This window comes from Micromonospora sp. MA102, from assembly GCF_025460765.1.
In the GTDB taxonomy this organism is placed as follows: Bacteria; Actinomycetota; Actinomycetes; order Mycobacteriales; family Micromonosporaceae; genus Micromonospora; species Micromonospora halotolerans.
Genome location: NZ_JAMWEG010000011.1, coordinates 97,553 through 124,291, shown reverse-complemented (window position 1 = coordinate 124,291; position 26,739 = coordinate 97,553). Strand labels below are relative to the sequence as shown.

The following is a 26,739-nucleotide window of genomic DNA, read 5'->3' as shown; positions in this document are numbered from 1 at the left end:
TCCGGCTCCCACGCGGCCATTTATTGCACGTCGGACTACCGTGCGCAACGCCTCGGCCACTAGCAGACAGGGTCGCGGATCCTGGCGGCACGCCTCGAACGGGGTGCCAACGGCTTATCCACCCTCACGGCTGGAGCACACCATGAACCTCTCGCAAGGAGCCCGCAGAGCCGCCGCGGCACTGGCCGCGCTGGTGCTGGGGACGGTCATGACCGTCGCAGCACAGGAGCCGGCCCACGCCGCCGGCTGCTACCGGAACACCTGCAACGGCCAGGACCCGTGGACGAAGGGCTGCGCCAACGACGCCCGGAATCTGCAGTCCTTCTGGTACTCGGGCGCGAGCCCGTGGCTCCAGAACACCCTCCTCGAACTGCGGTACTCGCCGGCCTGCGACGCCGCCTGGGTAAGGACGACCGGCGGCGGCTGCTTCGACATTTGGCGGCCTTGCGTGTCCGCGCTCCAGGTCTCGGGAGGCTCGGAGCAGTGGGGCGGCCCCAGCGGCGGACAGAAGTGGACCAACATGTGGTCGTTCCGGTACCTGGTGCGGGGCTGCTTCCGCAGCGGCGACGACCTCCACCTGGACGGGTGCACCGCCTGGCAGTGACCGACCGCCCGGGGACCGCCGGGAGCGTGACGCTCCCGGCGGCGACGGCGCCCGACAGGCGATTCCGATCGACGAGCACGGCGACGTCCCGCCGTCCCAGTCTGTCCCCCAAACAACTTCGGCATGAGTGAACGGAGGAAGCGATGACCGTGACCATCTACAACCGGGCGACCTGGGCCCCGTACGTGGCCGAGGAGCATTGGGAGCACGCCGCCGCAGCTCCGGAGCCCAGCGACAACCCCAACTGGAACCCGATCGGTGGTGTCTTCATCCACTACCGCGGCGGCTTCAACCCGATAGGCAACGACTACGAGAATGAAACCGCCTGTCGGAAGGACATCGCCGAAATCTACGAAGATCATCGGGGAAACACGGAGAAGTTCGACGGCGACATTGGCTACAACTTCCTCATCTGCCGGCACGGCAACATCTACGAGGGCCGCGGGTACGAACGCGGCGAAGCGAACGCCGCAGGCTACGTCGATGATGACCTCAGCTTGGGTCGCAACGCGGCGTTCTATTCCATCTGTGGCCTCATGCGCTCCAACCACACGGCCACCGAGGACATGCTGCGCGCCTACCGGGAGCTCATCAGGCACCTGCGCGAGGAGGCCCCCAGAAGGGCTGGGTCCCGGATCCTCCCGCATTCGTACCAGTTCGAAACGCAATGCCCGGGCAACCTCACGATGTACGCCCAGATGGGCTCGACGATCGACCCGGCCGCGCCATGGACCGGCCTCGCCGACATCTACGTATACGACACCCAGCGGCGGGTGAACGCCACCTACGCGAGCGCGCCGGGATACCGCCAGTGCCCCCAGAACGGGCGCACTGGCTGGCCGACCGTCCTGTCACTCACCCAAGGGCTGCAGCACGAGCACGGCATCTCCCCAACGGTGCAGAACTTCGGCCCCGGCACCTTCGACGCCGTCCGGCGACGCGGCACCCTCCCGTTGTACGAATTCAACCCCGACCTGATCGGCATCTACAACGGCGCACTGTGGTGCAAGGGCTACTGGACCTCGGTTGTTCCGACGCTATGGACGAGCGACTCGGAGGCAGCCCTCCAGGCGCTCTACGGCGACGCCGGCCTCTCCTACTCGAACGCATCGACCCGGTACGACATGTGGCCGCATGTCGCCAGGGCGCTGCTTCGGATGGACCAGTTCCGTCTCGTTCCGAACGGCGACGGCAACATCCGGCACATTCAACAGCGCCTGAACTCCCGCTACGTCGCCGGCATTGGCATCCCCGCCATGGGTCTGGTGCCCTGCGACGGCTACTACTCCCGCGATGTGCAGCAGGGCTTCATGATGGCCCTTCAGTACGAGTTGGGCATTCCGCCCGAATCCATCAACGGATACTTCGGCCCCGGCACGCAGGCGGGGCTGCGAGGACGGGGCTCCGCCGGGCTCACCGGAGACCTGCGCCATTTGTTCCGCTCTGCCTGCTACTTCAACTCGCCGGTGCCGATGAGCGACGGGCAGCCGCCCGTGGCCTACAACCCGGCCGACATCGACACCGACGCCGAGACCAGCACCCATGTGGAGTGGCTACGCGCCTTCCAGCGCTTCTCGCAGATACCCGTCACCGGCACCAACGACTACACAACCTGGGCTCAGCTGCTCGTCTCGTCCGGCGACACGGACCGTCCCGCCGCCGGCTGCGACTGCATCACCGAGATCACCCCGGACCGCGGTAGGCAGCTGAGGAGCGCCGGCTACCAGATCGTCGGCCGCTACCTCGATGAGCACCTCCCGCCCGACGACCCGTACTACCTCGGCAAGGCCCTCAAGCCCGGCGAGCCGCAGACCATCCTGGACGCCGGGCTGAGATTCTTCCCGATCTTCCAGTACAACGGCACCCAACTGGGCAACTTCACGTACTCCAAGGGATACGACCAGGGTCGAGCCGCACATCACAAGGCGGTCGAACACCGCATCCCTCCGGACACTTGCATCTACTTCGCTGTCGACTACGACGCCATGGACACCGAGATCGACAGCAACATCAAGCCGTATTTCCAGGGCGTCGGGGATGCGCTCGCCGAGTTCGGCAACCGCTACAGCTTCGGCGTCTACGGATCCCGCAACGTGTGCAGCCGAGTCTCGCGCGAGGTCGGCGCACGCTGGTCGTTGGTCTCCGGCATGTCCTGGGGCTTCTCCGGCAACCTGGGCTTTTCTCTGCCGGAGAACTGGTCGTTCAACCAGATCAGAGAGTACGAGTTCCAGCCGGGCTGGGGGCTGGACCACGACGTCTGGCGTCAAGGAGCCGACCCCGGCGTGTCCACCCTCGTCAGCAGCTAGTGAGGAGCATCAGATGGTCACCCGACGCAACCTCCTCGGTGCCGCCGCCGGCGCCGGTGTGCTCGCCCTCACGGTAGGCACCCCGGCCGGCGCGACGATCAGCAACAGCGGCACGTGGGCCGGAGACGTGTCCGCCAATGGCTGGCGAATCCAACCTGACGCGATTGCCGCCTTCCTGATCGGCGGGTCGACGGCCTCGGTGGCTCTGCGGCGGGGCGACGCCGCCGCAGTGCTGCTGCACGTTGCCCGCCGCTGGCACTACGAGATCGCGCCACTGGACACCGGGGAAGGTGGCGGAATAGCCGGCCACCTGACAAGCCGTGCCGTCCGCGCCGACTTCGAATCCAACCAGCTTTCCGGTACCGCCGTCGTCCTGCACCCCACCGCCTACCCCTTGGGTGGCAGCGAACGGCTGTGGCCCCATCAAGAGGCGATCGTCCGGGACATCCTCGCCGACTGCGCCGGCACCGTGGTGTGGGGCGGGCACCTGACCCCGGCGAAGGCCTCACATTTCCACCTCGCCGCCCGCCCTGGCAGCAGCGCCTTGGCCCGCGTCGCCGCCCAGCTGGACACCGGCAGGCAACGGCGGTTCCGCTCCCAGACCGCCGGCGTCGTCGCGGACCCGGCAGCACCCCCACGCCGGGTGCTGACCCGAAAGATTCCGCGCCCACGCTGATCCCGGGCATGAAAATCATCGAGGCGGCGACCGAAGCCGAGCTGGGTTACCCGGGCGCACGTGAAGCCGCCACCTACAGTCCGGCGATCCAGGAGTACAACGACTAACTGGCCAAAGGTTGTACCAGGCAACCTATTCGTAGGTGGCGATCTCCGGATTATTTTCCTTCTTCGATCTCCCGCACGGGATCGTCGCCGCTATCGCGCGAAGCTGCGCATAGCTTAATGTCGTCATTGCGATGACACTTAGCGTTTGCGAGTCACCCTTTTGTCTTGAGAGTCCGACCGGTCGGGCGTACTTCACGCAGGTGGTCGCTGGAACGCTAATTTGCACCGACCGCAGGACGGTCATCGTCGATCTATAGGAGCCTCCGATGTCGACGACATCCTTTGGAATGCCCGTCTCAAGTGGAACAGTCAAGGGGTGTGGCCAGACCGACTGCGACGCCACGCTGATCGAGTCGGTCGACCTGCTGTGCCGCACCCACGGCGCGCTGCTCGTTTTCAATGAGGTTTCCCAACGGATGCGGATCCTCCTCGGGGTGCTCACCTGCGCGCTAACCTGGGCCGCCTTCTTTGCCGCGCCTACGTTGAACAACGCTGTTCCGATCTTCGTAGTGCTCTCGGCGGCGGGAGCTGCCGTCGTCGCACTGCCGCTGCGGCACTTTCCAGTCGCCGGCAAGGCCATCGTGATCGGATGGGTGGTTGCTTGCGCGGTTGCTCCTGTCCTCCAACGGCCACGCGGTGAGGCGTTCCAGACCGTCATCACTGTGATCGCGATCCTGCTCGCGCTCGGCTGGGCCCTGCGTTTGGGCCGGTCCGCGGCGGAGCGGAACAAGATGGCGGACTCCTCCGGCGGCGTCGCCGGAGCCGCGCTGGTCGCGGCCAGCCTGGGCGTCGCGGCAGCGGCCGGCCTCTTGTGGCTTGGGACCGTCATGGTGGAATCCGATTCGGCCGCCGCTCTGCCCGGCGGTCTGGCCGCTCCTCTGGCCTGGACCGGATGGCTCGCCATCGGGTTCGCGGTAGCGGCGTCGGTTGGATTCGCCGCTGTGTTGGGTACCGCCGGGTGGTCCGACCAGACGTCATGGCTGATCGGGCCGCCACGACAGCCCGGTCCGCTCGCCGGGCGGGGTGGAGAGCGGCGGTCCACTGGCCGCCGGGGGCAGACTATAGATCGGTTCATCGAGGTCCTCTCTCGGGTGATGGTCGATCTCATTCTGTCCGCCCTTGACATTCTCATCTACCTGATCTATTACCGGGGCTTGCGTATCCTGGTAGCAGTCGCCAATTGGCTCCTGCTGTCGGTGGCGGCGATTTACACGATCGGGATGCGGGCGTTTGCCCTTCTTCTCCGGGCGGCATGGACCGCCACTCGGGTTATCCTCATTCCGGCTGTTAGCCTGCTGGTCGCGGCCGGATTGACTCTGTTGCTCGCGCGCACCGACGTGGACTACGTCAAAACTGGGTCACTGTCTGACATCTCTCTGCTCGCCGTCTACGCGGTAGCCTCATACGTCCTGCTGACCCTCGCCTGGGCGGCACTGTCGGCTATGTCAGCGAAGCGGTTGTCCGCTGCGGTCGCCGACATGACCGGCCACACTCTGGCGATCACCACCGTGATGGTGCTGATCGGTGGTTGGGGCTTCGGAATTCTCGGTGCGCTGGGCTACGGCCCGTACCGCATCGGCTGGCTAACGCTGGCTAGCACCGGCCTGGTCGCTGTGGTGATCGCGATACGGGGCCTGCGAGGCAGGTCAATGCCGGCCGAGATGCACGACATCCGCTACCCGGCGCCGCGCGCTTCGCAGCATGACGCTGACGGCATGGTGCCCACCGACGTGGCGCTCGCCACCGGCAGCGCGGCGACCAGCCCCGCCGACTTGGGAGGTGACCTTCGTTGAAGGGCCTGCTGGCGATCTTGGAGATCGACGAGAGGGATGGTGCGGATCGCACCGCGGTGACTTGGGACTTGCGCAACGAGCTGCGCACCCTTGACCTCGAACCGCGGATCGTGGAAGACACGAATCAGCAGGACGGGTCGAAGAGCCTAGGATCGATTGCGCGCTGGCTCGAAGTGCGAGACCTAACTCTAGACGGGGTCATGGCCGTGGTGGCGGCAGCGCTGCAATGGGCGATACGCACCCGGCGCACTGTCAGGGTCACGGTCGACGGCGACGTCCTCATTCTCAACAACGCCACGCCGGAGCAGCAGAACCGAATCGTCGAGGCCTTCATCGCTCGCCATGGCTCCAACGCGTGACCTTCCGCGCGGGTCCCGTGCGGCCCTAGTCATTGCGATCTCGTCCTACCTTGACCCGACCTTTCGCCGGCTACGGTCCCCAACAAGCGACGCTGAGGATCTCGCGACGGTACTCAGCGATCCCGCCATCGGCGACTTCCAAGTCACCTCACTCATGAACCCGGGCAGCCAGCAGTTCAAGGTCAGCGTTGACGAGTATCTCTCCCAGCGCGCCCCCGAGGACCTGCTCGTCGTGTACATATCCGGGCACGGCATCCGAGACATACGCGGCCGTCTGTACTTCGCGGCGACTGACACAATCCAATCCCGCCTGACGGCAACCGGGGTCGAAGCCTTGTGGCTGATGGATCGTCTTGAGGAGTGCGCCGCGACGCAGCAGGTCATCATCTTGGACTGCTGCTTTAGCGGGGCATTCGCAGCAGGCGCCAAGGGCGGTGCTGACGACCTCGCCCGCGACCTCGCCGAGATCTCCGCCCGGGGACGGGGCAGGATCGTCCTCACCGCTTCGCGCGCGACTGAGTTTTCATTCGAGGGTCAGGCGGTGCCCGGCTCCACGATCACCGGATCCGTCTTCACCGCCGGACTGATCGACGGACTCACGTCCGGCACGGCGGACGTGAGCAACCTCGGGCGCATCTCGGTGGAGGACGCCTTCCGGCACGCCTGCAACTTCGTCCGGCGGCACGGCGTGAACCAGACGCCACAACGGTGGAGCTTCGGCGCCGAAGGCACGATCTGGCTGGCCTACGCGCCGTCGCCGCAACCGAAGCCCGCTTCGCCACCAGTGCCGTTCACCACCCCCGACGCAGCGTCCGGTGTCATTCACGGACTTGACGGACGGCGCATGCCCCCCTCCCGGACCAATCCAATACCCAGGAGGTCGCACCAAGTATCGACACCGCAACAGGTGCCGCCAGCCGGAGGGACCGTCATCGGATGGGGCGGCCGCAACCCGAGCGTGGCCCGCGCCTTCGCCACGGTTCTCGAGTTCGGCCGGCTGGCCGTTCCGGCCGGGCTGCGCGGGGTGACGGCGATCTCCGCCGGAAGCCGGCACGCCCTCGCGTTGACGGCCGACGGGAACGTGCTGGCCTGGGGAGACAATAGCTTGGGACAAACTCGGGTCCCGACGCGAAGGCTACGCGGTGTACGAATGATCGCTGCCGGCGGCGCGCACAGCCTTGCACTCTGCGCCGACGGCACGGTCGTCGGCTGGGGGAACAACAACGGTGGCCAGGCAAAAGCCCCGAACAAGCTGAGCGAAGCTGTCCAGATAGCAGCGGGCGGCTGGCACAGCCTGGCGCTCCTGCGCGACGGGTCGGTCGCGGCCTGGGGCGAAAACCGCGACGGCCAGACGCGGATACCGCCAAGGGTGCAGGATGTCGTCTCGGTCGCCGCAGGCGAAGCGCACAGCCTTGCCTTGCATGCCGACGGCACAGTGACGGCGTGGGGGCGCAACAACTACGGACAATCCGCAGTCCCCACAGCGGCGACAGACATCGTTACCATCGCGGCGAGCGGCTCATACAGCATGGCCCTACGGCGCGACGGGCAGGTTATCTCATGGGGCCGGGCACCGACCGGCTCCGTCCCGCGAAATCTGGCAGGCGCGCTCGCTCTCTCGGCCGGCGAGTCACATTGCTTGGCGCTCGGCAGCGACGGTGTGCTTCACGCCTGGGGTGACAACAGCTACGAACAATGCACCATCCCGGATGGCCTCGGTGGACTCATCGCGGTCAGCGCCGGCGGCACGTTCAGCTTGGCGTTGGTCGCCGTTCACTGACCAGCGGTTCATTCGACGGAGGTGCCCATTGGGGTTGGCTCAAGTCCCGGAAGCGGCGACGTGGGTCGGTGGGTCGGTTTGAGGCTGGCGGTGAGATCCCCGGCGTAGCAGGTCATTGGCGTCTACCAGCAGAAGAATGCCGCCCGCCGGAGCGGCCCCGATCGGCCCACTCGTCCCCGAATTGGCGCCGACCAACAGCGGATGGGCGACAGGCACGAAGATCACCGCGACAGCCGTCAGGGACAGCGCCCACGCGAGCCAGAACTGGCGATCGAAGGCCTCCAGGCACCGTGCCTGTGTGAGCAGGGGTAGGCGCCTCCGTCCCGGCCGGCAGTCTCGTCACAGGCTCGGCAGCCGCTGTCAGCTGGGCGGCCGCTGCCGACTCGGCCGTCGCGGGTTCGGCTTGACTCCCGATGCGCGCCTCGACGTGCCCTGCATGATCCTCGGCAAGGCCCAGCCAGCGGCTAAGGTCACGCCGCCGACCGTCAGAGCCGTCGTCAGCTTGTGCCTTGTCCGCTGCACCGCGTGACCATATTGCGGAACGCACCGAACCTTCGTCCAAACCGGCTGCCTGGCCGTCGTCCTACGGCCCTGCAAGCCAGCCGCGCAGAGGCCTTCGTTGCACACGTCGGGGACCGACTATCGGCCGCCGAGGATTTTCGTTGCGTGAGTGCTACGCGTTGCCCATTGCTAGCTGCTTGCGCCTGATGGTCACGGTGGCGGGAGCGCCTTGCCGTCGCGCGACCACATCTGGCTGCCGTCCGGCCAGACGACTGCCGGCTCGTCCGCGGCGTGTAGCTGCCCGCGTGCGTTGACCCGCAGGGTGGTGGGGCGTTCGCTCATCACGGCGACGTCGGTGAGCGGCCACCAGGGCCCGGCCGCCTGCGCCACGTCCCTGCATCCCTCCCAGGCTGCATCTGGGGTGACGCCGAGGGCCACTTGGTAGGTGTCGATGGTGGAGAGCAAAAGCCAGTCCGGGTAGTAGTTCCAAGCTGGTTCGAAAAACCAGTCGCGGGGGTTGAGGCAGTACCGAATGACGGCGTGTCCTTCGTCGTTCTGGTCGACGGTGCTGCTTCCGGTGTCCCAGAACCAGGCGGGCTGCATGGTGTAGCTGGCGGTGAGGTTCGTTCGATGGCCGCCCAGATCGGACCGTGCACGAGGTCGTAACCACGCCGCACCGTCTCCAGCACCGGTGTGAGGGCAGTGCGCTCGGACTCCGTGACTGGGTTGCAGCGGTACGGATGCTCCATGAGGTCGTAGCGGGCTTCGACACCGTCGTAGCGTTGTTCGCCGTAGTAGCCGGTCCACTCCATGAAGTGGTGGAAGGCTCCGAAGGCGTTGAACTGATCGAGCTCGCTGGTTCGCTCCCAGATCGGCGCCCGCGCTGCCGCCAGGGACCGGTTGAGGTTGCCGCGCCGCACTGAGGTAACCAGCGACGTGTGTCCGCCTTCGAGGAGGCGTCGCAGTTGTTCGACAGCGGCCGGGGGAGAGGGGCACCACAGGAAACGGGAGGGCTCCGGCTGCCCGGCCGCCTGGTAGGCGAGACGCGCCGCGGCCTCGGCCCGCGCATGGTCGGCGGGCTCGCAGGACAAGGCGGCCTGCGTCCACCTGTCCGCTACGGCTTGTGCTTGCTCTGTCATCGGGTAGATGGCTGGCTTCATGGCTTCCTCCAATAGGCGCTATTGATGGACGCTTGTCCATTAATGGTGCGGTAGTTGGTCAAGTCGTGGTCGGTCAGGTCCGGTGGCTGCGCCGATTACGCCGCCGTAGGGCACCGCGCTGCGGTGGCGCGTCACTCCAGATCTGCGGACCCTGGTCCGTGGCTATGAGTAGTTCACGGGTGACGTGAGCGTGATCCTCATGTTTGACTGAGATCTATGCGAGCGGGGCAGGCGCGGCTGGCGATCGACTGCGGAAGCGCCAGCACCAGCGCCGTAGTGGCGTGGCCGGACGGCACATCGGCACCACTGATGTTCGACGGGGAACTCGGGCTACCGAGCGCCGTTCTGCTCTCCCCAGACGGGGCCACGCTGACGGGCCACCAGGCGTGGCGGGCCGCCAGCACTGCCCCTGACCGGTTCATCCCGTCGCCGCGGCAGCCTCCTGACCAGCGGTTGAGCGTCGCCGGCAAGGACGTCGATCCCCTCGACTTGGTCGCGGCAACCCTGCGTCGAGTCGCTCAGGAGGCGCAGCAGGTCGCCGGTTCCGACATCGAGGATGTGCGGCTGGTCGTGCCAGCAGGGTGGGGCCCGAGGCGACGGACGTGGATGCGTCACGCGGCGCACCGGGCAGGCCTGTCCCAACCCGCGCTGATCGAAGCCCCGGTGGCAGTCGCCGGACACCTCCTTGCCGCAGGGGTGCAGCTGCCGGTCGGATCGTTCATCGCCGTCTGCGACGTCGGCGCGGGGGCGGAGGTCAGCGTCCTGCGGCGCGGCCCAGTCGGGTTCGAGGTCCTCGCCACCCTGGCCGATCCGGCCGCCGGAGGCACAGCGATCGACGACGCCCTCGCCGCCCTACTCGCCGGCGCCAGCCCTGCCCAAGGTGACGGTGAACGGTGGGCGCTGCTGGCAAGCGTCCGTACCGGCAAGCACGCCCTGGCCGACCATGTCGCGGTCACGATCCCGCAGCCGCGGGGATCAGCCATCGTGCTGAGCACGGGCCTGCTGGAACAGGCCGCCCACCCGATCCTGCACCGCGTCGCCCAATTGACCACCGAGGCGATCGCGGCTGCGGAGATCAGGGCTGAAGACCTGGCAGGTGTCTATTGCGTCGGCGGTGTCGCCCGGATGCCACTGCTGGAGAAGGCGCTCACCGAAACCGCCGGGATAACTCCCGTCGTGCTCGCCGATCCTGCGCTGGAGGCGGCTCGCGGGGCAGCAGACGCCGGCGCCGCCGATGCCACTGCCGGGCAGCCGGTGGGGGAGGAGCCGGTACCGCCGGTGCGGCGGGCGGTCGCGATCGCCGTGCCCGGCTTCGCCTCGCTCGGGCTGATCTCCCAGTTCCTGCTCACCCCCGAGTGGAACGGCAGCCTCATGTACAAGTGGGCGCTGCTCAACTGGGGTGAGCTAGCGGTGGCCGCCGTCTTCGCCGTGATCGCCAGCCTCGGCGCCGGCACGGTCCTCGCCTCCGCCATCGCCGCCCGCACGAGCCTTACGCCCGGCACACCATCCAGCCCTGGTTCGCAGACCGGTACCGGGATCCTGGCGTCGGCATCCCTCGGCGTCGCCGTCGCCGGCATGTACGCCGTCCTCGGCAGCCTCTACATCGGCGACCCCGTCGGCGGGTTCCTCCGCTGGACGCTGCTGCCGATCGCTCCGATCGTCGCCGCTGCCGCCGTGATGGCTCTCGTCGCCGCCCGACAATGGCGCACCCCACCCGGCGGCTGGTCGAAGCTGCTCGCCTTCCCGACCGGATCGGTGATCACCGCCGGGCTCGGCATGGCGCTGATCCAGTACTCGCTGACCGCCGACCGTTGGCCGAACATGGCTCTGTGGATCGACCTCGCCGGACGCGTCGGCGGCCTGCTCCTCGGCGTCGGCGCGGTCATGGCGGTGGTGTCCCAGCCGATTCTGCGGCTGATCCTGGGCGCGCCACTGGCGGTCATCACCGCCGCGCTGGTCAGCTGGCCCGCCTCGGGAATCCTCGGGGTGATCTACGCGATCGCTGTGGCCGGGTGGTGGCTGCGCCAGCTGTGGACCCGCCTCCTGCGCCAACAAGCCCCACCACCTCGTCGGCCGGCCCGATGACCCGACGGGCCGCAGCCGGCGACCACACCGGGTGGGAGTGCGGGGGATGAGGTGGCCCCGGCGGGTCGTGTCAGCCGCCTTCGTCTCGACCATGCTGGTTGTGCCGCCGTGGCTGTTGACCACCCTCGCCGGGCCGCCGCTGCCCGCCTGGCCCACCGGGGCGCAGCTGCGGGACTGGATCGAGAACCCGCTGAACCAACACACCCTCACCGCCGGGCTCACCGCCCTCGCCTGGCTGGTGTGGCTCGGCCTGGCCTGCACCGTCGCGGCCACCGCCGCCCGCCGGACACGCGCCCGCGCCCGATGGCTGCGCCACCTACCGCTACCCACACCCTGGCAGGCCGCGGCCACCACCGTGGCCGGCGCCGCCGCCCTCAACACCGCCCACATCCCCACCGTGGACACACCGATCCCGCCGGTCTCAGCCTCCACCGGCACCCTCCACCCGCACGACAGCGCAGTCGACATACAGGCCGGCGATGGCATCACGGTGCCCGGGGGCTGGCTACCCGACACCGCCGCCCAACAGGTCGCCGCTGCGGCAGCCCTGCTGTGGCTGCGCCGCCGCCGCGCCTACCAACCCGGGCAACCCTCAACCGACGACTCGGACCTGGCGCCGCTACCGGCCACCGTCACCGCCGTCCGCGCAGCACTCACCGAGACGGACGCCGAGCAGCTGCCCGCGACGCCCGCCACCGCGGCACTGCCAGTCCTGCCCACGCCCTGCGTCGCCCTCACCGGGGACGGCGCCGCTGACGCCGCCCGCGGCATCCTGCTCACCCGACTCCTTGCCGCAATGCGAGACCCACAAGACACGACCCGCCTGCTCATCACACACACCTCCCTCACCACCCTCCTGCCCGACATCTCCACGGACACAGAGATCCCCGGCCTGCGCGTCGTCGACACTGTCGACCAAGCCGCAGCGCTGATCTCCTCCCTCATCAACGCACCTGCACCGCCCAGTGGGGGAGCCGGCCACCCGGACCTACTGCTGCTCACCGACCCGCCGAACGCTCCGACGGCCGGCCAACTCGCGACCCTGCACCACGCGGGCGCGACCGTCGTGATGCTCGGGGCCGCACCGCTCGGTACCACCTGGAGCATCGACCAGCACGGCCAAACCCGCGACGAGGACATTGGGCGGGCGGGACCCCGGCTCTGCGTCCTCAACCGCACCGCCGCGACGGACCTGCTCGCCGTCATCTCCCACCCCGCTCGCGAACGTCAGCACCCCGTCAGCGAACCCGCTCCGCCGCGGCGGCAGCCAGCCGAGACTGCTCACGCCCGGATTCCCCGCCAGGCCGGTAGTGACCGTCGGGCGGCAGCGCCGGACCTCTCGGCGGTCACGAACCCCCGTCTTCAGGTGCGGGTGCTCGGCCGGCCCGCACTCCTCGCCAGCGGGGAGCCCGTCACCATCCGCCGCAGCGCCGCCCTGCAAGTCCTGGTCTTCCTCGCCGTGCATCCCGAGGGCGCCACCACCACAGACCTGGTCCAGGCCATCTGGCCTGGGCTACCCGCCCACACCGTCAGCGGTCGTCTCTACACCACCCTCAGCGACCTACGGGCCGGTATCCGCACCGCCACCGACGCCACCGTCCTCGGACACACCGACGACCGCTACCACCTGAATGCCGAGCGAGTGGACGTCGACCTGTGGCGGCTGCACACCGCCGCCCACCACGCCGCCACCGCCCTGAGCGACCCGGCACCCGCCTGGCAAACGGTGATCGACACTTACACCGGTGACCTCGCCGCCGGCCACACCTGGGCCTGGATCGACCCGCCGCGCGAGGCCAGCCGCCGGCTCGTCCTCGACGCCTACGCCAGCGCCGCAGCGGCCCAGACCGATCCCCATCACCGCGTGCGGCTCCTGCAGGACGCCATCCGCGTCGACCCCTACAACCAGACGCTGCACCAACTCGCCGCCGACCACCTGAAGGCGCTGGGAGACGCCGACGCCGCTGCCCGGCTCCTGGACGGCTACCAGAGGCGGCTGCAACTCGCCGGCATTGCCGCCAGCGCCCAGCCCGCGCCCACCTCGCGCTGACCCAGCCGCTCACCCCATCAGCAGCATTGATCTGCCCGTGCAGCCACGTGTCAGGAGCTGTTGCGGGGCGGCCCTGACCTGCGGGTGTGAGGTCGTGTGAGGTCGTGTCAGGTCCTGTCAGCCGTCATCACCGCCCACCACCGCCACGGCGGCCATAGCGTCACGGCATCGTCCAATCCCGCGCACCGGCAGCACCCTCGCCTATCAGCGCGGGCCACGAGGGGAGGCCAGGTGACTTTCCGAACAGCGCGCGCAGCAGCCACCACCACCGTCGTCCTGTCCACCACCGCCGTGCCGGTGATCCTCGCCGCCACCGGCACATGGACCCCGCAGCTACCTTCACCGGCCACCGCTCGGCAGTGGATCGCCCAACCGATGAGCACCGGCTTCGTCATCGTCCTCGCCGAAGCCGCAGCAGTGGCGCTATGGCTTCTTCTGGCCACCGCCATCCTCACCCACGCCTACGCCGCGCTGGCACGCCGGCTGCACTGGACGACGACCCTCCGCCTTCCCGGCCCGCTCCAGGGCCTCACCGCGGCGCTGCTCGGCGCCACCGCCGTCACCACCGCCACCGGCGCCACCGCACACGCCAACCCCGCCATCGACACGAGCAACAGCGCAATGCCCGCCGCCGAACCGACCACCACCACGTCCACGTCCCACCACCACGCCAGCCCAGAGCCGCGAAAAGCCGCGCTGACACCCACCTACACGGTGCGGCGCGGAGACAGCCTCTGCCGCATCGCTGCACGCACCCTCGGCGACGCCGACCGCTGGCCGGAAATCTTCGCCCTCAACCGCGGCACACACTTCCCCCACGTCGGCGGCACCCTGCGCGACCCGAACGTCATCTACCCAGGCTGGACCCTCGACCTGCCGGCAGACGCCGACCCACCCCCCACGGCACGCCCGCCTGCGAACACAGCACCCCCGAAGGGTGGCAATCCCGACGAGCATGCGGCGCCGGACTCCGACCCGCGACCGTCACGTCCGGCGCCAGCGCACACCGAACACCCGGCCGCCCCGCAACCCCCCGCCACCGCGAACCCCCACGGAAACGCCGCTCAACACAGCTCAACAGGCAACGCGATCAGCCCAAGGGCAGACACCAGCCGCCCTGCCGAGAAGGCTTCCCCAGGCGTGTCGCTTCCCACCGGCAGCTGGGTCGACCTCGGCCTGGCCGGCGCCATCGTCGCCGCCGCCGCGCTGGTCTGGGCCCACCGCCGACGCCGCTACGTCCCCCGCCCACCCTCAACCCGGCCTCGCCTCGACGACCCCACCCTGACCCCCATGCCGCCGGTGGTCGCCCAGATCCGTCGCGGGCTGCGTCGCGCCACCGGCCGCTACTCACACCTGGGCGATCCGGCACACCGGCGCGCCGACAACCCCTACCCGGACCGGCACACCGCCAGCGGTGAACGGCACGACCGGACGTCGGGCCGCGACGACGCGCACCCTGCCGTTGACCAGGCTGAAGATGAAGGCCCCAGGCCGGTCGTGCCGGCACTGCACACCCTGCTGTCGCCGCCGTGGCGTTCGGCGGGATTCGGCCTCACCGGGCCCGGCGCGCACGCCGCCGCCCGCGGACTCCTCACCGCCGCCCTCGCCGCAGGCGGCGCCGAACATCCTGACGCCCGCACCGAGGTGGTCCTGCCATCGGCGACCGCGGCGACACTGCTCGGCACCACCACAGCCAACCTGCCCCGTACACCACGGCTAACCGTCACCTCCGACCTGGACGAGGCCCTGCGAAACCTCGAAGCGCAGACGATGCACCGCACTCGGCTGCTCCAGCAACACGACGTCGGCACCATCGACGAGCTGCGCGCCGCCAACCCCTACGAAGAACCCGTCCCACCAGTCATGCTGCTGGCCGACCCCAGCGGCGAGCAGGCCCGGATCGCCGCCCTGCTCAACCAGGGCCAACGCCTGAACATCCACGGCGTACTCCTCGGCCACTGGCCCGCCGGCGACACCATCACCGTCGCGACCGACGGCGCCGCCACCTCCGGCGAGCGCGACGTCCGGCACACCACCCACCCTGAGGAGATTGACCGGCTCACCGTTCTCAACCCGGCCGAGGCCCTTGACCTGCTCACGACCCTCGCGGAGTCACACACCGGGCTGCCACAGGTCCCCGCGCCCGCCGAACGCCTATCCGTTGTGCCCGCCGAGGCTGCCCACGCGCCCGCAGCCGAGGCTCCGCCCTCTCCCGCCACCCACACCGAAGGGGCCATCACCGACTCGGCTGCTGGCGGCGAAACCCGAGCCGACAAACCCCGCAGCACCGCTGCCGTGCCAGGAGACGGGCACCAGGACAGCCTCGCCGTCCCAGCATCCAGGCTCCCTGAGAATTCGCAGGCGCCAGATCAGGCAACCAGCGACAGGGGCAGCGACCCCGAGGACGGCAAGCGAGTGCGGATCCAGGTGCTGGGCGCACCCGCCGTCGTCGGCGCAGACCCGCACCGCACACCACGCGCCAAATCCCTCGAGCTGCTGGTGTACCTGGCGGTGCACGACGGCGCGGCCTCCACGGAGGCGATCCTCGACGACTTGCTGCCCGACGCCCCAACAAGCAAAGCCGCCGGCCGGCTCTACACCTACGTCTCCGGACTGCGCGCCGTCCTACGCCACGCCGGCCGATCCGCAGGACACCTCACCCACCCCGACCACCGCTACGTCCTCAACCGAGACTTGCTCGACATCGACCTGTGGCGCATGCGCACAGCCATCCGCGACGCCGCCCAGGCCACCGACCCGCACACCCGCGCCGCCGCGCTACGCCGAGCGGTCGACGCCTACACCGGACCCCTCGCCGACGGCTGCGACTACGAATGGATAGAGCCCTACCGGGAGGCAATACGCCAGGAAGCCCTCGACGCGCACCTCGCCCTCACGGACACCCTCGCCGGGGATCCCGTGCAGCAACTGGCCGTTCTCGACGCCGCCATCACCCACAACCCGCACCACCAAGCCCTGTACCAAGCAGCGATGCGAGCCCGCGCAGACCTCGGCGATGTCGAGGGCATCCGGATGCTGCGCCGAACCCTGGCACGCCGGCTCAACGACATCGACGCCGAACCCAGCGACGAGACCCTCGCCCTCGCCGACCGACTCATCGCCGGCCTGTGCCGCCACAGCAATGCCTCCGGCAACCGCCGTCTGTACAACACAGAGGGAGGCGCCGAATGACCGCGAACACCACGCTCACCTCCAGCAGAGACGACCTACCGTACGCGCTGACTGGTGACGGCGTTGACCAACTGCAGCGACTGCGGTGGGCGGTACGGGCAAGCCTCGCCCTCGGCGTCGTCGCGTCAGTGGCCGCGAACGTGCTGCACGCCCGCCCGAACCCGATAAGCCAAATCATCGCCGCCTGGCCGCCCCTGGCGCTGCTACTCACCGTTGAGCTGATCTCCCGCGCACCCCACCACCGTCGCCTGCTCCGTGCCATCCGTCTCGCCGCGACCGCTGTCATCGCCGCCATCGCCACCTGGGTGAGCTACTGGCACCTCGTCGGCGTCGCCGCCCGCTACGGCGAGACCGAACACGGCGCCGCCTACCTCCTGCCCATCTCCGTCGACGGCCTCGTCATCGTCGCCAGCGTCAGCCTCGTCGAGATCACCGCCAGGATCCACGCCGCGACGCTCGGGACAGCCGTGGTCACACCGCCAACAGTTCCACCCCGAGTCGAACAATCACCAGCCACGACCGTCATCCGCTCGGCCCGCACTCGGGTACGGCGCGGCGACACGCACCACGACCCGGTTCAAGACACGCCGCCGACACGACCATCCGAGGCCTCGCAGCCAGGACCTACGGACAACAACGGCGCGAGCAGGCCGGAGCTTCCGCACGCTGCCCCGGACACCAACCCAGACGACGTGCCGTCAGACACCGCCCCAGCGGTCGCCTACTGGCGGCGACGCGATCCCACCCTGCACCCGGCCGAAATCGCCGCCCGAATCGGCAGGTCCGAACGCACCGTCCGCCGCCACTGGCCCTCACCGGCACGCAACGGCGCCAGCACACGCCAACGGGCACTTCGCTGACCGCCCTCGCTGCCACCTGTCTGCGCAGGGGTCACCGCAAACTCCGCCTTGCGCCCCAACGCGCACAGCCTCCAGCGGACCGACTGCGATGAGCGGAGGCAAGTACAGTGCCCAATCGCCAGCGGTCTTGAAGGTGCCATCACCAGCGATGTGGTGTCGACGCCGCCGCGCATCCGCTTCTAGCCGATGCCGATCCATTGCGGTCGGACTGGCGGTCGAAAGGCTCCGTACCTAGTGTCGGTTCGGCTCGGCGAGCCCTGCTGACCACCGCCTAGCGAAATGTCGGAAGCGCCGCCGGCCGGCGAAACGATCTGCGTGCTCGCTGCGGGTCAGCTTGTCGCCAGATTCCCTACGAGGGGTCTAGCTGGGACTCGACACAGATCCAGGGTAGGGGAGTGTTCACCCGCCCACGGCTACCAGGCACCGAGTCTGCCAACGGCTGACCCGGTAGCTCTCATTAGTATTCGCAGCGAAATACTCGGGCGGCCAGCGGGCTGCCGGGCGAGGCGGACCGGGTCTCAGGAAGCCGGATTGGCCATGTAACCACCACAAGCGATTGCGCGAAACGGTCGGCCGCGCAGGCGGCTGAGCCTTCCCGGCCAGCGCTTCGCATCATGGGGCCGAGGGTGCCGCAGGTGATCGGTCGCGGAAGACGCGGCTGACGAGATAGCCGCATCCCGCCGCGGCGAAGAGCCCGACCAGCCAGACGATGACCAGACCGGTCGTGGCCCAGCCGGACCGGTGGCCTGGGACGAAGACGAGGCGGAAGGTCCAGCCGAGCGCGAGCAGGCTCGCCCCGGGGAAGCAGATGAGCATAGGCACGTACCAGTCGAAAAGGCGGTCGGGTCGGCGGTTCCGGGCAACCCACGCCGACCAGCCGAGGCCATCCGGCACTCGCGGGCTGAGCTGCTCGGATATGTACCGTGACGCCCAGCGAATGGCGGAGCGCTGTCCGATGTAGCGCCCGCAGAGCAGGTAAGACGTTAGCGGGATGATCAGCAGGACGCCCAGCGGCACCGGCTTAGCCAGGCCGAGTCCGAACAGAGCGCTCGTGAGAGTCAGCTGCAACGACAGGATCTGCTGCTGATACTTGGATCGCGAGTCGATCTCGGTCCGGAGTGCGCTGAACTCCGCGAGCGCTCCGTCGTAGCTGGGGACCGTCACGTCCGTGCGCCTCCACTCCGGCCTGCTTTCGGCACAGTCGGATCGGATCACGTCTGCCAGTGCGAAATCAATACGCGTTTACCTGATGGTGATCCGTGAGTCGCTGTGGGTAGCTTCGAAGTCGATCGCCGATCCAGCCCTGGACAGAACGGCACCCACCATGACGGATCTGAGAATCGGCAGCCGCCTCAACGCGACGACGTGGGCTGCGGCGCTGGCCCGCCTGGGACCCGGCCCGCTGCGAGGCAGACATATGTTGATCGACCTCAGCGACCTGGGCTTCGCCGACTTCGTCGCTCTCGGCCACCTGCTGGTCTTCGTCCGGGCCGCTGCAGCCGCGGGCGCCGACTGCAAGGTGCGTCTGCCCAGCGCCGACGCGCTGCCCAGCGGCACACCGGCCGATCCACTCGCGGCGCAGCGCATCGTGAAGCGGCACAACTGCCGCCTCTACTTGGAACAGGCGGGCGTCGTCGAGGCGCTGGGCGAGCACCTGGACGAGCAGGTGGTCGCGGGCGGCGGCGCCACGTCCACCGACGCGGACGGCGACGTGCTCATCGCTCCGCCGACGTCCGAGCGGCCGCACCGCTACCGACGCATCATGAGGTACCAGTGGCTGCCGAGCGAGAGCCTGCGCGACGTCACGCTGGTCACCCGGCCGACCGCCGCGGAACGGACGCTCCGCGAGCTGGGCCTGCGGCGCGAGACAGCCGCCGCAGTGACCCGCGGCATCCTGCTCGAGCTGCTCGAGAACGCCGAACGGCACTCCGGGGCGAGCGAGGTGCTGATCGGCGGGGTGATCGTCGACCCCGAGACCTACGGGCAGCGGGCGACCGACTTCGACCCCTCGCTGGAAGGCTTCGCCCGGCACGCCGCGGCGACGCGCAGCCCGATGATCCGGCTGGTAGTGGCGGACACCGGCCGAGGCATCGAGGGGGGCGTGAGCGTGGCCGACACGCGTACCGGAGCGCAGGACGCGGCCCGCGGGATGTGGAAGGTCGCCCGGGTGGCTCGCGCCTTCCAGGGCGCCCTGCTGGTGAGCAGCCAGGGACAGGCGAGCGGCCACGTCTACCGGGGCGAAACCGAGAAAATCGCCGGCCGGGCGCCCGCGATTGTGCCCGGCACCCTCATCGAGTGCGTCATCCTCGCCGACCCCGGCGACTCAGCGCGAGCCGAGGCTGGCGAGTTGCGGACGCCGACGGCGGACCCGGACGGCGAGCCGGCGGCGACCAGCTGCCTGGCAGTCACGCTCTACTCGCCCCTAGGGCTGAACGAGAAGGGCCGCGACGACATCCGCAGCAACCTGGCGAACAACCGACATCTCGTCGTGGCGGTAAACGCGCCGGACGAGGGTCACGGTGCCCACGACGTCGAGATCGGCCGCGCCGCCTGCCAGGTAATCGACATCGTGGCGGGCTTCCGCGGCGACCGGGCCGCCATCCTTGCCTTCCCAAGCGTCAACCGCCCACTCATGGCGGTGGCGATGGAATACGTCAACGCCGAGTACGACGACCGCGTCGCCGCCGGTGAGGAGGTCCCCCCGCCCGTCCTTGTGCTGGCACCGGGCAACCGGCATTACTGGGCGGGCGGCACGCCGGCGCAGCGACACGTGCTGAGCCGGATCTCCACGGCAGGCGAGCCGCTGCCGCTGACGGAGCTCACGGCCGACGAGATGTCCGCCGTGGACGGCCTAGCCCGGCACACGGCGCTGGTCGTGGCCGACGGCGAGCGGGTCCGGCTGCGGGCGTCACCTCGAAGCGCTGTGCGGGCCATGGCGACCTGGGTCGGCGATCGGATCGCCGCTGTGATCCGGGACGCGCCCGAGAACACCGGCGAGGGCACGGCGGACGGCGGGAACGTGCGCCGCGGGCGGTTCCTGACGCCCAGCCTGCGCCGGACCAGCCGCTGGTTCAACCTCGACGGCGTGCTGTCCGAGCTGGAGCTGCGGGCGCTCGCCGGCGTCACCCTCGCCGCCCGAGCCGAGGAGTGCCTGCCGCCGTCCGCCGAGGATGTGCCGCTGGTCGTGCTGCGGCTCCCCCACACGCCGGCGGAGGTCGCCGCCGCCGTGGCCCGCACAGTGACCGCGCAAGGCGCCTACTACGACTTCCTGCGCGACGTCCCCCACACCGACGAGCGGCCGCGGGTGCTACTCGTCACCGACGTGGTCTCCAGCGGCAACTCGGTAGCCGGCGTCGTGGCCGAGGTGCTCGACCTGGGCATGGATCCGGTCGCTGTCGCGACCATCGTCGACGCGCGGGCACCCGGCGAACCCGGCGTCGACCTGCCGCTGGCGTCGCTCGCCGTGGTGGACCTCGGCCTTCCCGCGGACGACGATGGCCCGGCGCAGCCGATCGACCCCGTCCTGCGCAGCCCCGAGCACGGCTGCCAGCCGCTCCCGGTGCCCGAAATCGACCAAGAACTGTACGTCGAGACGATGCAGCGCAACGCCGCGGCCAGGCTCGGGCACATCGAGCGCCCGGCCGACCGGCACTACACCGCCTACGTCGACCCGACGCTGCTGTTCCGCGAGCGAGACTGGACCGAGGCGGTGTTCGGCCGCCTGGTCAGCGAGATCAGACGGCGCCACCGTGAGGCCTTCGGTGAGGCGTCGGCCAGGGTGACAATCCTTTTTCCCGAGGGCACGGCGGACGATCTGACCGTCACCGCTGACCAGATGAAGCAGGCGCTGCCGGCGGCCATGCGGGCGGAGGCGGTCTCGGTGCCCCGGGCGGCACATACCGCGAACTGGCAGCTGCCCGGATCGGCGGCGCTGCCGACGGTAGAGCACGCGCTCATCCTCGATTCGGGTGCCAGCAGCGGCCGGACGGTGCAGCAGCTGGTCGGGCTGGCGGCTGACAAGGGCGCCGTCACGATCACCGTGGTCCTGCTGGTTAATGGGCTCAGCGACAGCGACGCGGTGAACCTGCAGCGCATCGCCAGGGTCCGCCGCTCGGAGGATTCCTCGCCTCAGGAACGGGCTGCGGTGAGGATTTACTACCTGGCCCGGACCGCCATGAGCAACCTGCGCAGCGGCCACTGCGGCATCTGTGCGCTGCGCCGCCGGTACGCGGAGCTGACGCTTTACGCGCCTGTGCCCGAGTTGCTCGCCAACCATCGGGAGTGGGTCCTGAACCTGCTGGAGACCCGTACCAAGCAGCAGCTGTTCGAGGAGCAGGCGGCCGACCTGTTCGGCGCCGACGTGACCCAGCGCCAGTGCGTGGCCTATCTGAGCTGGCGGCTGCGCCTGCGCGACGCCGACGTCAACACCAGGCGCCGCGCCCGGGTGGTGGAGCGGCTCGAAGAGGCGGCCGGCAACCGGGAGTACCGCGACGCGCTGATCCGGCTTTTGGTCGCTGAGCCGCAGTGGCTGTCGTCGGCGCCGCTGTCGTTTCCCCGCTGCCGTGCCCTGATCGTGGACATGGCGGCGGCGATGCTCGTGGGCGAGGCCGCGCTGCTGATCGAGGCGCGCCTGCGGGTGCAAGCGGTCATCCTGCTCGCCCGGGCCGCACCCGAGCGGTTCTCCGCCGAACTGGTCTGGATCCTGCGCACCAACCGTGACGAGGGGCTCGTCGTCCCGCAGGTCATGCTGGAGGTCCTGCAGCTGATGGCCGCGCCGCGCACCGGCGCACCGTTTCCCCGGTTGCGCGTGGCGCGGCAGCTCACGGACGCCCTGGGCCGCCTCCTAGACGACCTCCGCGACAAAAGCGAGGCGCCCGGCATCCGGTCCAGCTACGTCAGCGTGCCGCTAGTCCGCTACCTGCTTTCGCACACGCGGCGGCCGCTGTACGCGCCGCCAGCCGGCAAGCAGGAGGCCTGGTCGCAGATCAAGCACGAGATCTCCTACGCGGCGCACGACTTCTCCACCCCGATGTGGCTGGCGAAGTCGACCGTCGAGTTCGTCATCGCCACCGGCCGGCTGCCGCGCAACCACGAGGCGATCGGGGAGGCCTGGAGCCACTGCCAGAACTTCCTGCTCGGTGTGATCCTGCCGAACGCGGCGATGCTGCGGGACATCCTGGTCAGTCACAGCGCAGTGCGCGACCTGTCCCAGGAGGAGATTCCGCTGTGGGAGCGAACCCTCTCGGAGGACGGGCCGAGGTTCATCGACGAGACCACGGTGCGCGTCGACAACTTCGTAAGAAAGATCAAGTCCGGTATGGTCCCCGGCAAGGAAGAGGCCGCGAACCTGCTCCCCGACCTCCTCTGGTGGCTGCGGTTCGCGCTCGACGGTGACAAGTCCGTACTGCGCAAATTCGTCGCGCGCGGCCCGGTGGACGCGCTGCCGACGGTACGGGAGTTCTTCGGGGAACGGGGCGACGTACTCGACGACGGGCTGCTGCCGGCCGAGCAGCGCGGAGCCTTCCGTGTCTTCTGTACCGATCGGCTGCTCCAGCAGGTGCTGCTGGACATCCGGCACAACGCACGCACGACCCACCGGGTGGCCGACGTGCCGCAGGAATTCCGGGTAGAACTCGACTACCGGCAGGACCGCCTGGTGATCACGGTCCGCAATACCGGCAGCGCGCCGCAGTCCGGCGGCAGCGGAAAAGGCCTGGAAACGTTGCGGCACCGACTCGAGCGCTTCGGCGGAAAGCTGTACGAGGCCGAGTTCGAGCGGCCGTGGACCTATGCGGTGACGGTGGAGCTCGACCGATGGAGGATGCCGACATGAAAACCTTCGCGCGCGGGCTGGTCGTCGACGACAAGCCGGCCGTGATCCGGCAGGTCCAGGACATCCTCGACTACGGCTTCTCCCAGCTCGGCGAATGGGAGGTGGAGTACGAGGAGGCGAGTACCCCTGCCGAGGCGGTCAAGCTGGCGCGCGAGGTGGACTTCGACTTCGCAGTCCTCGACTTCGACCTCAACGACGAGACCTGCCTCCCCGTGGTGAAGGAGTTACGCAAACGCCGCAAGGACAACTGCTACATCCTCGTCGTGACCGGGGAATCGAAAAAAAACCCGAATTTCCTAAAACGTTCCATGGAGGCCGGTGCGGATGACGCCATTATCCGTGACAACCACCTGACCATGTCTCCAGCGTTCGAGGGCGACCGGAACGGCTGGGATGGCGAAAACCTCGCCCGCAGGATCCGCGAGCGGATGCGCGTGCAGGATCGGGAGGACGGATTCCGGATCGTCTTCGCGCCCGAGGCGGGAGTGCAATCCATGCTCCACAGCCTCGGCGACCCGCCCGGGGAATACCGCGACGCCATGAGGCGCGGCGAACTGATCGCGCGCACCCTGATCGTCAAGTGCCTCGGGACCGACGACGACACCGGCACCTCGCTGACCGTCCACCACCTCGCTCCCGGCCGCTCCGGCGCCCACGTCTGCAAGGTCGTTCGCGTACAACCGGGCCAGCCCACAGAGTCGTTCGTCCTCAAGATCGGCCTCGATCGCGCATCCCTCGCGGCCGAGAAGGAGGCAAACAGCCTAGCGGCGCGGGCGCTGCGATCGCAGGTACTTGTCCGGCTCGACCGCGAACTGCGGTCCCACGAGCAGTCGGGCTACAGCGCGATCGCCGCCGAGCTGGCAAAAGACGCGGTCACGCTCAAGGACTGGCTGCAGCAGCCGGGCACCACCACCGAGCAGGCGACGAAGGTGGCCGGCGAACTGCACCGCGGCCACCTCAGAGAATTGCTGCAGCCGGGCCTGCGCAAGCCCCAGCCGGTCAGCCAGTGGCTCACCATGTCGCCGGTGCTGCGCGGCCGCGTCCTCGACGCCCTCGGCACCTACGCGCAGGTGTGGCGCGACAACCGCGGCGCCGGTCAGGCCGACGCGGAGCAGATGGCCTCCCTGCTACGCGACTTCGTGGACACGGGCGCGCTGCCCGGCGTCGCGCCGAAGCGCCTCGGCGAACAGGTGCTGCACGCCCGCGGTTTCGGCGACCTGCACTCCGGCAACGTCCTGGTGCAGTCCGTCGGCGAGCCCCATCCCCTGCTGATCGACGCCTCCCAGTACGGCCTCCACCACTGGGCGACAGACACGACCCGCCTACTGGTCGACCTGGTCCTGCAGGTCCGCCGCCCGGGCATCGAGTCCATGCTGTGGTCGGGCCTCGCGGCCGAGGCCGGCTTCGCGACCGGCCTGTGCGACTGCACCGGAAGCCTCGAGCCCGACCCCGGCGATCCCACCGACGCCTACATTCACAAGCTGGTCACCGAGCGCGCCACTTACCTGTGCCTCGACGACCTGGAGCCGCGCAGGGCGGACTGGCACTGGCAATGGCACGTCGCCCTTGCCCGCGAATTCCTGCGCCAGGGGTCACGCCCGGGCCTGCTGCCGACCCGGGCCGTCCTCGCGCTAACCGCGGCCGCCCGCCACCTGCAGCAGGCGGCCGAGGCCTTGGCCGACTGATAGCGGCCCGGACCGCATCTACGCTCGTAGCCGTGGCGAGGCCGGTAGACGACGATCTCAGTATTTCACTGACGTGGCATCAGAACTGACGCGGTAGGGCCAGCCACCATGTGATCGTGTTGTCGGGCGGCAATCGGTGCGCAGACATCCGCTCGCTGCGCCGATCGCTCGCCCGAGGACGCCACCGACAAGGTTTGGAAAGCAGCGCTGAGAACCGCAGAAGAAAGTCTCTCTCCTACCGGACGCTCGGCCGTGAAGTCCTGCAGATCGAGAGCAAGGAGAGGACCTCAAGACGAAGGTGGCCGCTGACTGGATCAGGACGGCTCAAGTGAAGCCTGTCGAGGCATACCGAGCCCGAGACTCACTGGTCCAGACCCATCGGGGAGGCCATGTGGCTGACGCTGGGTCCCCACTCAGTCAGGCTCATCGCGTTCCTCGTCGTCCCTGCGCCGACGGAGCGCTCGCTCGGCGATCCGGCTTGAGAGCTTGCCCGTCGCCCATTTGGCGCGGCCGAGGGTCTCGTCGCCGAGGCGCCTGGCAGCACCGACGCCGTCTGCTCCCGTCTCGAGCGCCTTGTCCCGCGCCTCCTTGGCCGCGTCCGTCCATCGTCTCGCCTCCGATGACTGTCGATCGCCCTCGATCCCGAGCCGCTCGTGGAACTCGACGATGGCGATCGAGACATGGTTGCTCGACTTCACCACAGCGGGGGAGTCCAGCGGATTCAGCAGCACCTTGGCGTTGGCTCTGCCCGCAGCCGCGTCCATGCGGGCCAGCAGGCGCTCGGTGCACCGGGAAATGAGTTCGAGCCGGTTCTGTCGGGCAGCCCTCAGCCCGAGGCGATGCCCGTCCAATTCCCCCGGCGACGCGTCCAGCACCCGGTCAAGTTCGAGCACGGCGATCGCGTCCTGCAGCTGGAAGCAGCGAGCCAAGACGACGAGCCACTCCTGTCCCTTGGACTCTGCTTCCTTGGCTGCCTTGGCGAGATCACCGATCGTGGTCTTGCGCTCCAGCTTCTCCGCGAGCGCGTCCAGTTGACGCAACGCGTACGCCTGGGTTTCCGCGATCGTTGTCGGCGCGCCCTGCACCTTCGACCATGTGATTTCGTCGACGCGGCCCCGCTGCTCGCGGATGGTCATGGACTCCTCGATGACGAAGCCCACGCCGATCATGCGGGCCAGCACGGCGTCCTTCTGGGCGCGGAGCACATCGTCGACCTTCTCGTCGATCATGGCGAGATAGTCGGTGATCTCCTTCATGCTCTGTTGCATCGCAAACTGTGCCATGATCCCCGCGGCACCGCTCAGCAGCGCCGGGTTCGCTCCGTGCACCTTCGAGATTTGGAGCCATTTCTGGATCGAGCCCGGCTGCCCCACCATCGCGTGGCTGACGCCTGGAGTCTTGGTCGGCATCAGACCGAACTTGTGCACAGTCTGCGCGGACTCCTTGGTCAGCTGCACCCAGCGACCCGAGTGGGCGGCGATCTCCGAACCCGCCTGTGCCGCGGCCGCCCCGGCATTGAGGACAGACCCGAGCCGAGGCAGTCCGAGGTCCGTCGACGGCAGTCCCTCGGAGACGATGAAGCGTTCGACAGCCGTCGGATCGCCGATTACCGCCAGTCCATCGCCGTCACTGATCAGCTGAATCTCGTTCTCCATTATCGGCTCCTGACTTACAAGCGGGGGAAACAGCTCTGAACAGTTGAGCGGGTAGCGCGGGCTGGCGTGTCGAGACCGGGGTAGGTGTCGAAG

The 26,739-nt window shown here is 69.0% G+C and carries 15 protein-coding genes; 12 read left to right on the top strand and 3 right to left on the bottom strand.

The window, feature by feature from the left end:
* Positions 1–142: 142 nt before the first annotated feature.
* The 6 genes from NFX44_RS22105 (at position 143) to NFX44_RS22080 (ending at position 7,625) form a co-directional block, all read left to right on the top strand.
* On the top strand, positions 143–604 hold the full coding sequence (locus tag NFX44_RS22105; protein ID WP_262285484.1) for a YjfA family protein: 462 nt from the start codon (positions 143–145) through the stop codon (positions 602–604).
* 143 nt (positions 605–747) lie between these two features.
* On the top strand, positions 748–2,910 hold the full coding sequence (locus NFX44_RS22100; RefSeq protein ID WP_262285483.1) for a glycoside hydrolase domain-containing protein: 2,163 nt from the start codon (positions 748–750) through the stop codon (positions 2,908–2,910).
* A 13-nt stretch (positions 2,911–2,923) separates the two neighbouring features.
* A complete protein-coding gene (locus NFX44_RS22095; protein ID WP_262285482.1) occupies positions 2,924–3,586 on the top strand; it encodes a hypothetical protein in 663 nt (220 codons plus the stop codon).
* A 373-nt stretch (positions 3,587–3,959) separates the two neighbouring features.
* A complete protein-coding gene (locus NFX44_RS22090) occupies positions 3,960–5,486 on the top strand; it encodes a hypothetical protein (protein ID WP_262285481.1) in 1,527 nt (508 codons plus the stop codon).
* Positions 5,483–5,845: a hypothetical protein gene (locus NFX44_RS22085; RefSeq protein WP_262285480.1), complete on the top strand. Its 363-nt coding sequence runs from the start codon at positions 5,483–5,485 to the stop codon at positions 5,843–5,845. The genes NFX44_RS22090 and NFX44_RS22085 overlap by 4 nt, the downstream gene beginning before the upstream one ends.
* Positions 5,829–7,625 (top strand): caspase family protein, encoded by a 1,797-nt coding sequence (locus tag NFX44_RS22080; RefSeq protein ID WP_262285479.1) that lies wholly within the window; start codon positions 5,829–5,831, stop codon positions 7,623–7,625. The genes NFX44_RS22085 and NFX44_RS22080 overlap by 17 nt, the downstream gene beginning before the upstream one ends.
* A 711-nt stretch (positions 7,626–8,336) precedes the next feature.
* Here the strand turns inward: NFX44_RS22080 and NFX44_RS22075 are convergent.
* Complete coding sequence (locus NFX44_RS22075; RefSeq protein WP_262285478.1) at positions 8,337–8,729, bottom strand: DUF6745 domain-containing protein; 393 nt, start codon at positions 8,727–8,729, stop codon at positions 8,337–8,339.
* A 773-nt stretch (positions 8,730–9,502) separates the two neighbouring features.
* Between NFX44_RS22075 and NFX44_RS22070 the strand changes: the two genes are divergently transcribed.
* From NFX44_RS22070 to NFX44_RS22055, 4 genes are all read left to right on the top strand, one after another.
* Complete coding sequence (locus tag NFX44_RS22070; RefSeq protein WP_262285477.1) at positions 9,503–11,371, top strand: Hsp70 family protein; 1,869 nt, start codon at positions 9,503–9,505, stop codon at positions 11,369–11,371.
* Between the two features lie 67 nt (positions 11,372–11,438).
* On the top strand, positions 11,439–13,421 hold the full coding sequence (locus NFX44_RS22065; RefSeq protein ID WP_262285476.1) for a hypothetical protein: 1,983 nt from the start codon (positions 11,439–11,441) through the stop codon (positions 13,419–13,421).
* 231 nt (positions 13,422–13,652) lie between these two features.
* Complete coding sequence (locus NFX44_RS22060; protein WP_262285475.1) at positions 13,653–16,613, top strand: BTAD domain-containing putative transcriptional regulator; 2,961 nt, start codon at positions 13,653–13,655, stop codon at positions 16,611–16,613.
* A complete protein-coding gene (locus NFX44_RS22055; protein ID WP_262285474.1) occupies positions 16,610–17,473 on the top strand; it encodes a DUF2637 domain-containing protein in 864 nt (287 codons plus the stop codon). Before NFX44_RS22060 ends, NFX44_RS22055 begins: the two co-directional genes overlap by 4 nt.
* Before the next feature lie 612 nt (positions 17,474–18,085).
* Here NFX44_RS22055 and NFX44_RS22050 read toward each other — a convergent pair.
* Positions 18,086–18,637, bottom strand: a complete 552-nt coding sequence (locus tag NFX44_RS22050) for a hypothetical protein (RefSeq protein WP_262285473.1) — start codon at positions 18,635–18,637, stop codon at positions 18,086–18,088.
* A 4-nt stretch (positions 18,638–18,641) separates the two neighbouring features.
* Here NFX44_RS22050 and NFX44_RS22045 point away from each other — a divergent pair, with 4 nt between their 5' ends.
* Both NFX44_RS22045 and NFX44_RS22040 read left to right on the top strand, forming a co-directional pair.
* Positions 18,642–23,306 carry a hypothetical protein gene (locus NFX44_RS22045; protein WP_262285472.1) on the top strand — a complete coding sequence of 1,555 codons (4,665 nt, stop codon included), beginning with the start codon at positions 18,642–18,644 and terminating at the stop codon, positions 23,304–23,306.
* Positions 23,288–24,991, top strand: a complete 1,704-nt coding sequence (locus NFX44_RS22040) for a response regulator (RefSeq protein ID WP_262285471.1) — start codon at positions 23,288–23,290, stop codon at positions 24,989–24,991. The genes NFX44_RS22045 and NFX44_RS22040 overlap by 19 nt, the downstream gene beginning before the upstream one ends.
* A gap of 413 nt (positions 24,992–25,404) precedes the next feature.
* Here NFX44_RS22040 and NFX44_RS22035 read toward each other — a convergent pair whose 3' ends face one another.
* Positions 25,405–26,646, bottom strand: a complete 1,242-nt coding sequence (locus NFX44_RS22035) for a hypothetical protein (RefSeq protein WP_262285470.1) — start codon at positions 26,644–26,646, stop codon at positions 25,405–25,407.
* Positions 26,647–26,739 lie beyond the last annotated feature (93 nt).

What these genes read in the sequence shown, in the direction of transcription:
- NFX44_RS22105 (WP_262285484.1), top strand. Translation starts at nt 143, where the DNA reads ATGAACCTCTCGCAAGGAGCCCGCAGAGCCGCCGCGGCACTGGCCGCG.
- NFX44_RS22100 (WP_262285483.1), top strand. Translation starts at nt 748, where the DNA reads ATGACCGTGACCATCTACAACCGGGCGACCTGGGCCCCGTACGTGGCC.
- NFX44_RS22095 (WP_262285482.1), top strand. Translation starts at nt 2,924, where the DNA reads ATGGTCACCCGACGCAACCTCCTCGGTGCCGCCGCCGGCGCCGGTGTG.
- NFX44_RS22090 (WP_262285481.1), top strand. Translation starts at nt 3,960, where the DNA reads ATGTCGACGACATCCTTTGGAATGCCCGTCTCAAGTGGAACAGTCAAG.
- NFX44_RS22080 (WP_262285479.1), top strand. Translation starts at nt 5,829, where the DNA reads ATGGCTCCAACGCGTGACCTTCCGCGCGGGTCCCGTGCGGCCCTAGTC.
- NFX44_RS22075 (WP_262285478.1), bottom strand. Translation starts at nt 8,729, where the DNA reads ATGCAGCCCGCCTGGTTCTGGGACACCGGAAGCAGCACCGTCGACCAG.
- NFX44_RS22070 (WP_262285477.1), top strand. Translation starts at nt 9,503, where the DNA reads ATGCGAGCGGGGCAGGCGCGGCTGGCGATCGACTGCGGAAGCGCCAGC.
- NFX44_RS22055 (WP_262285474.1), top strand. Translation starts at nt 16,610, where the DNA reads ATGACCGCGAACACCACGCTCACCTCCAGCAGAGACGACCTACCGTAC.
- NFX44_RS22040 (WP_262285471.1), top strand. Translation starts at nt 23,288, where the DNA reads ATGGAGGATGCCGACATGAAAACCTTCGCGCGCGGGCTGGTCGTCGAC.
- NFX44_RS22035 (WP_262285470.1), bottom strand. Translation starts at nt 26,646, where the DNA reads ATGGAGAACGAGATTCAGCTGATCAGTGACGGCGATGGACTGGCGGTA.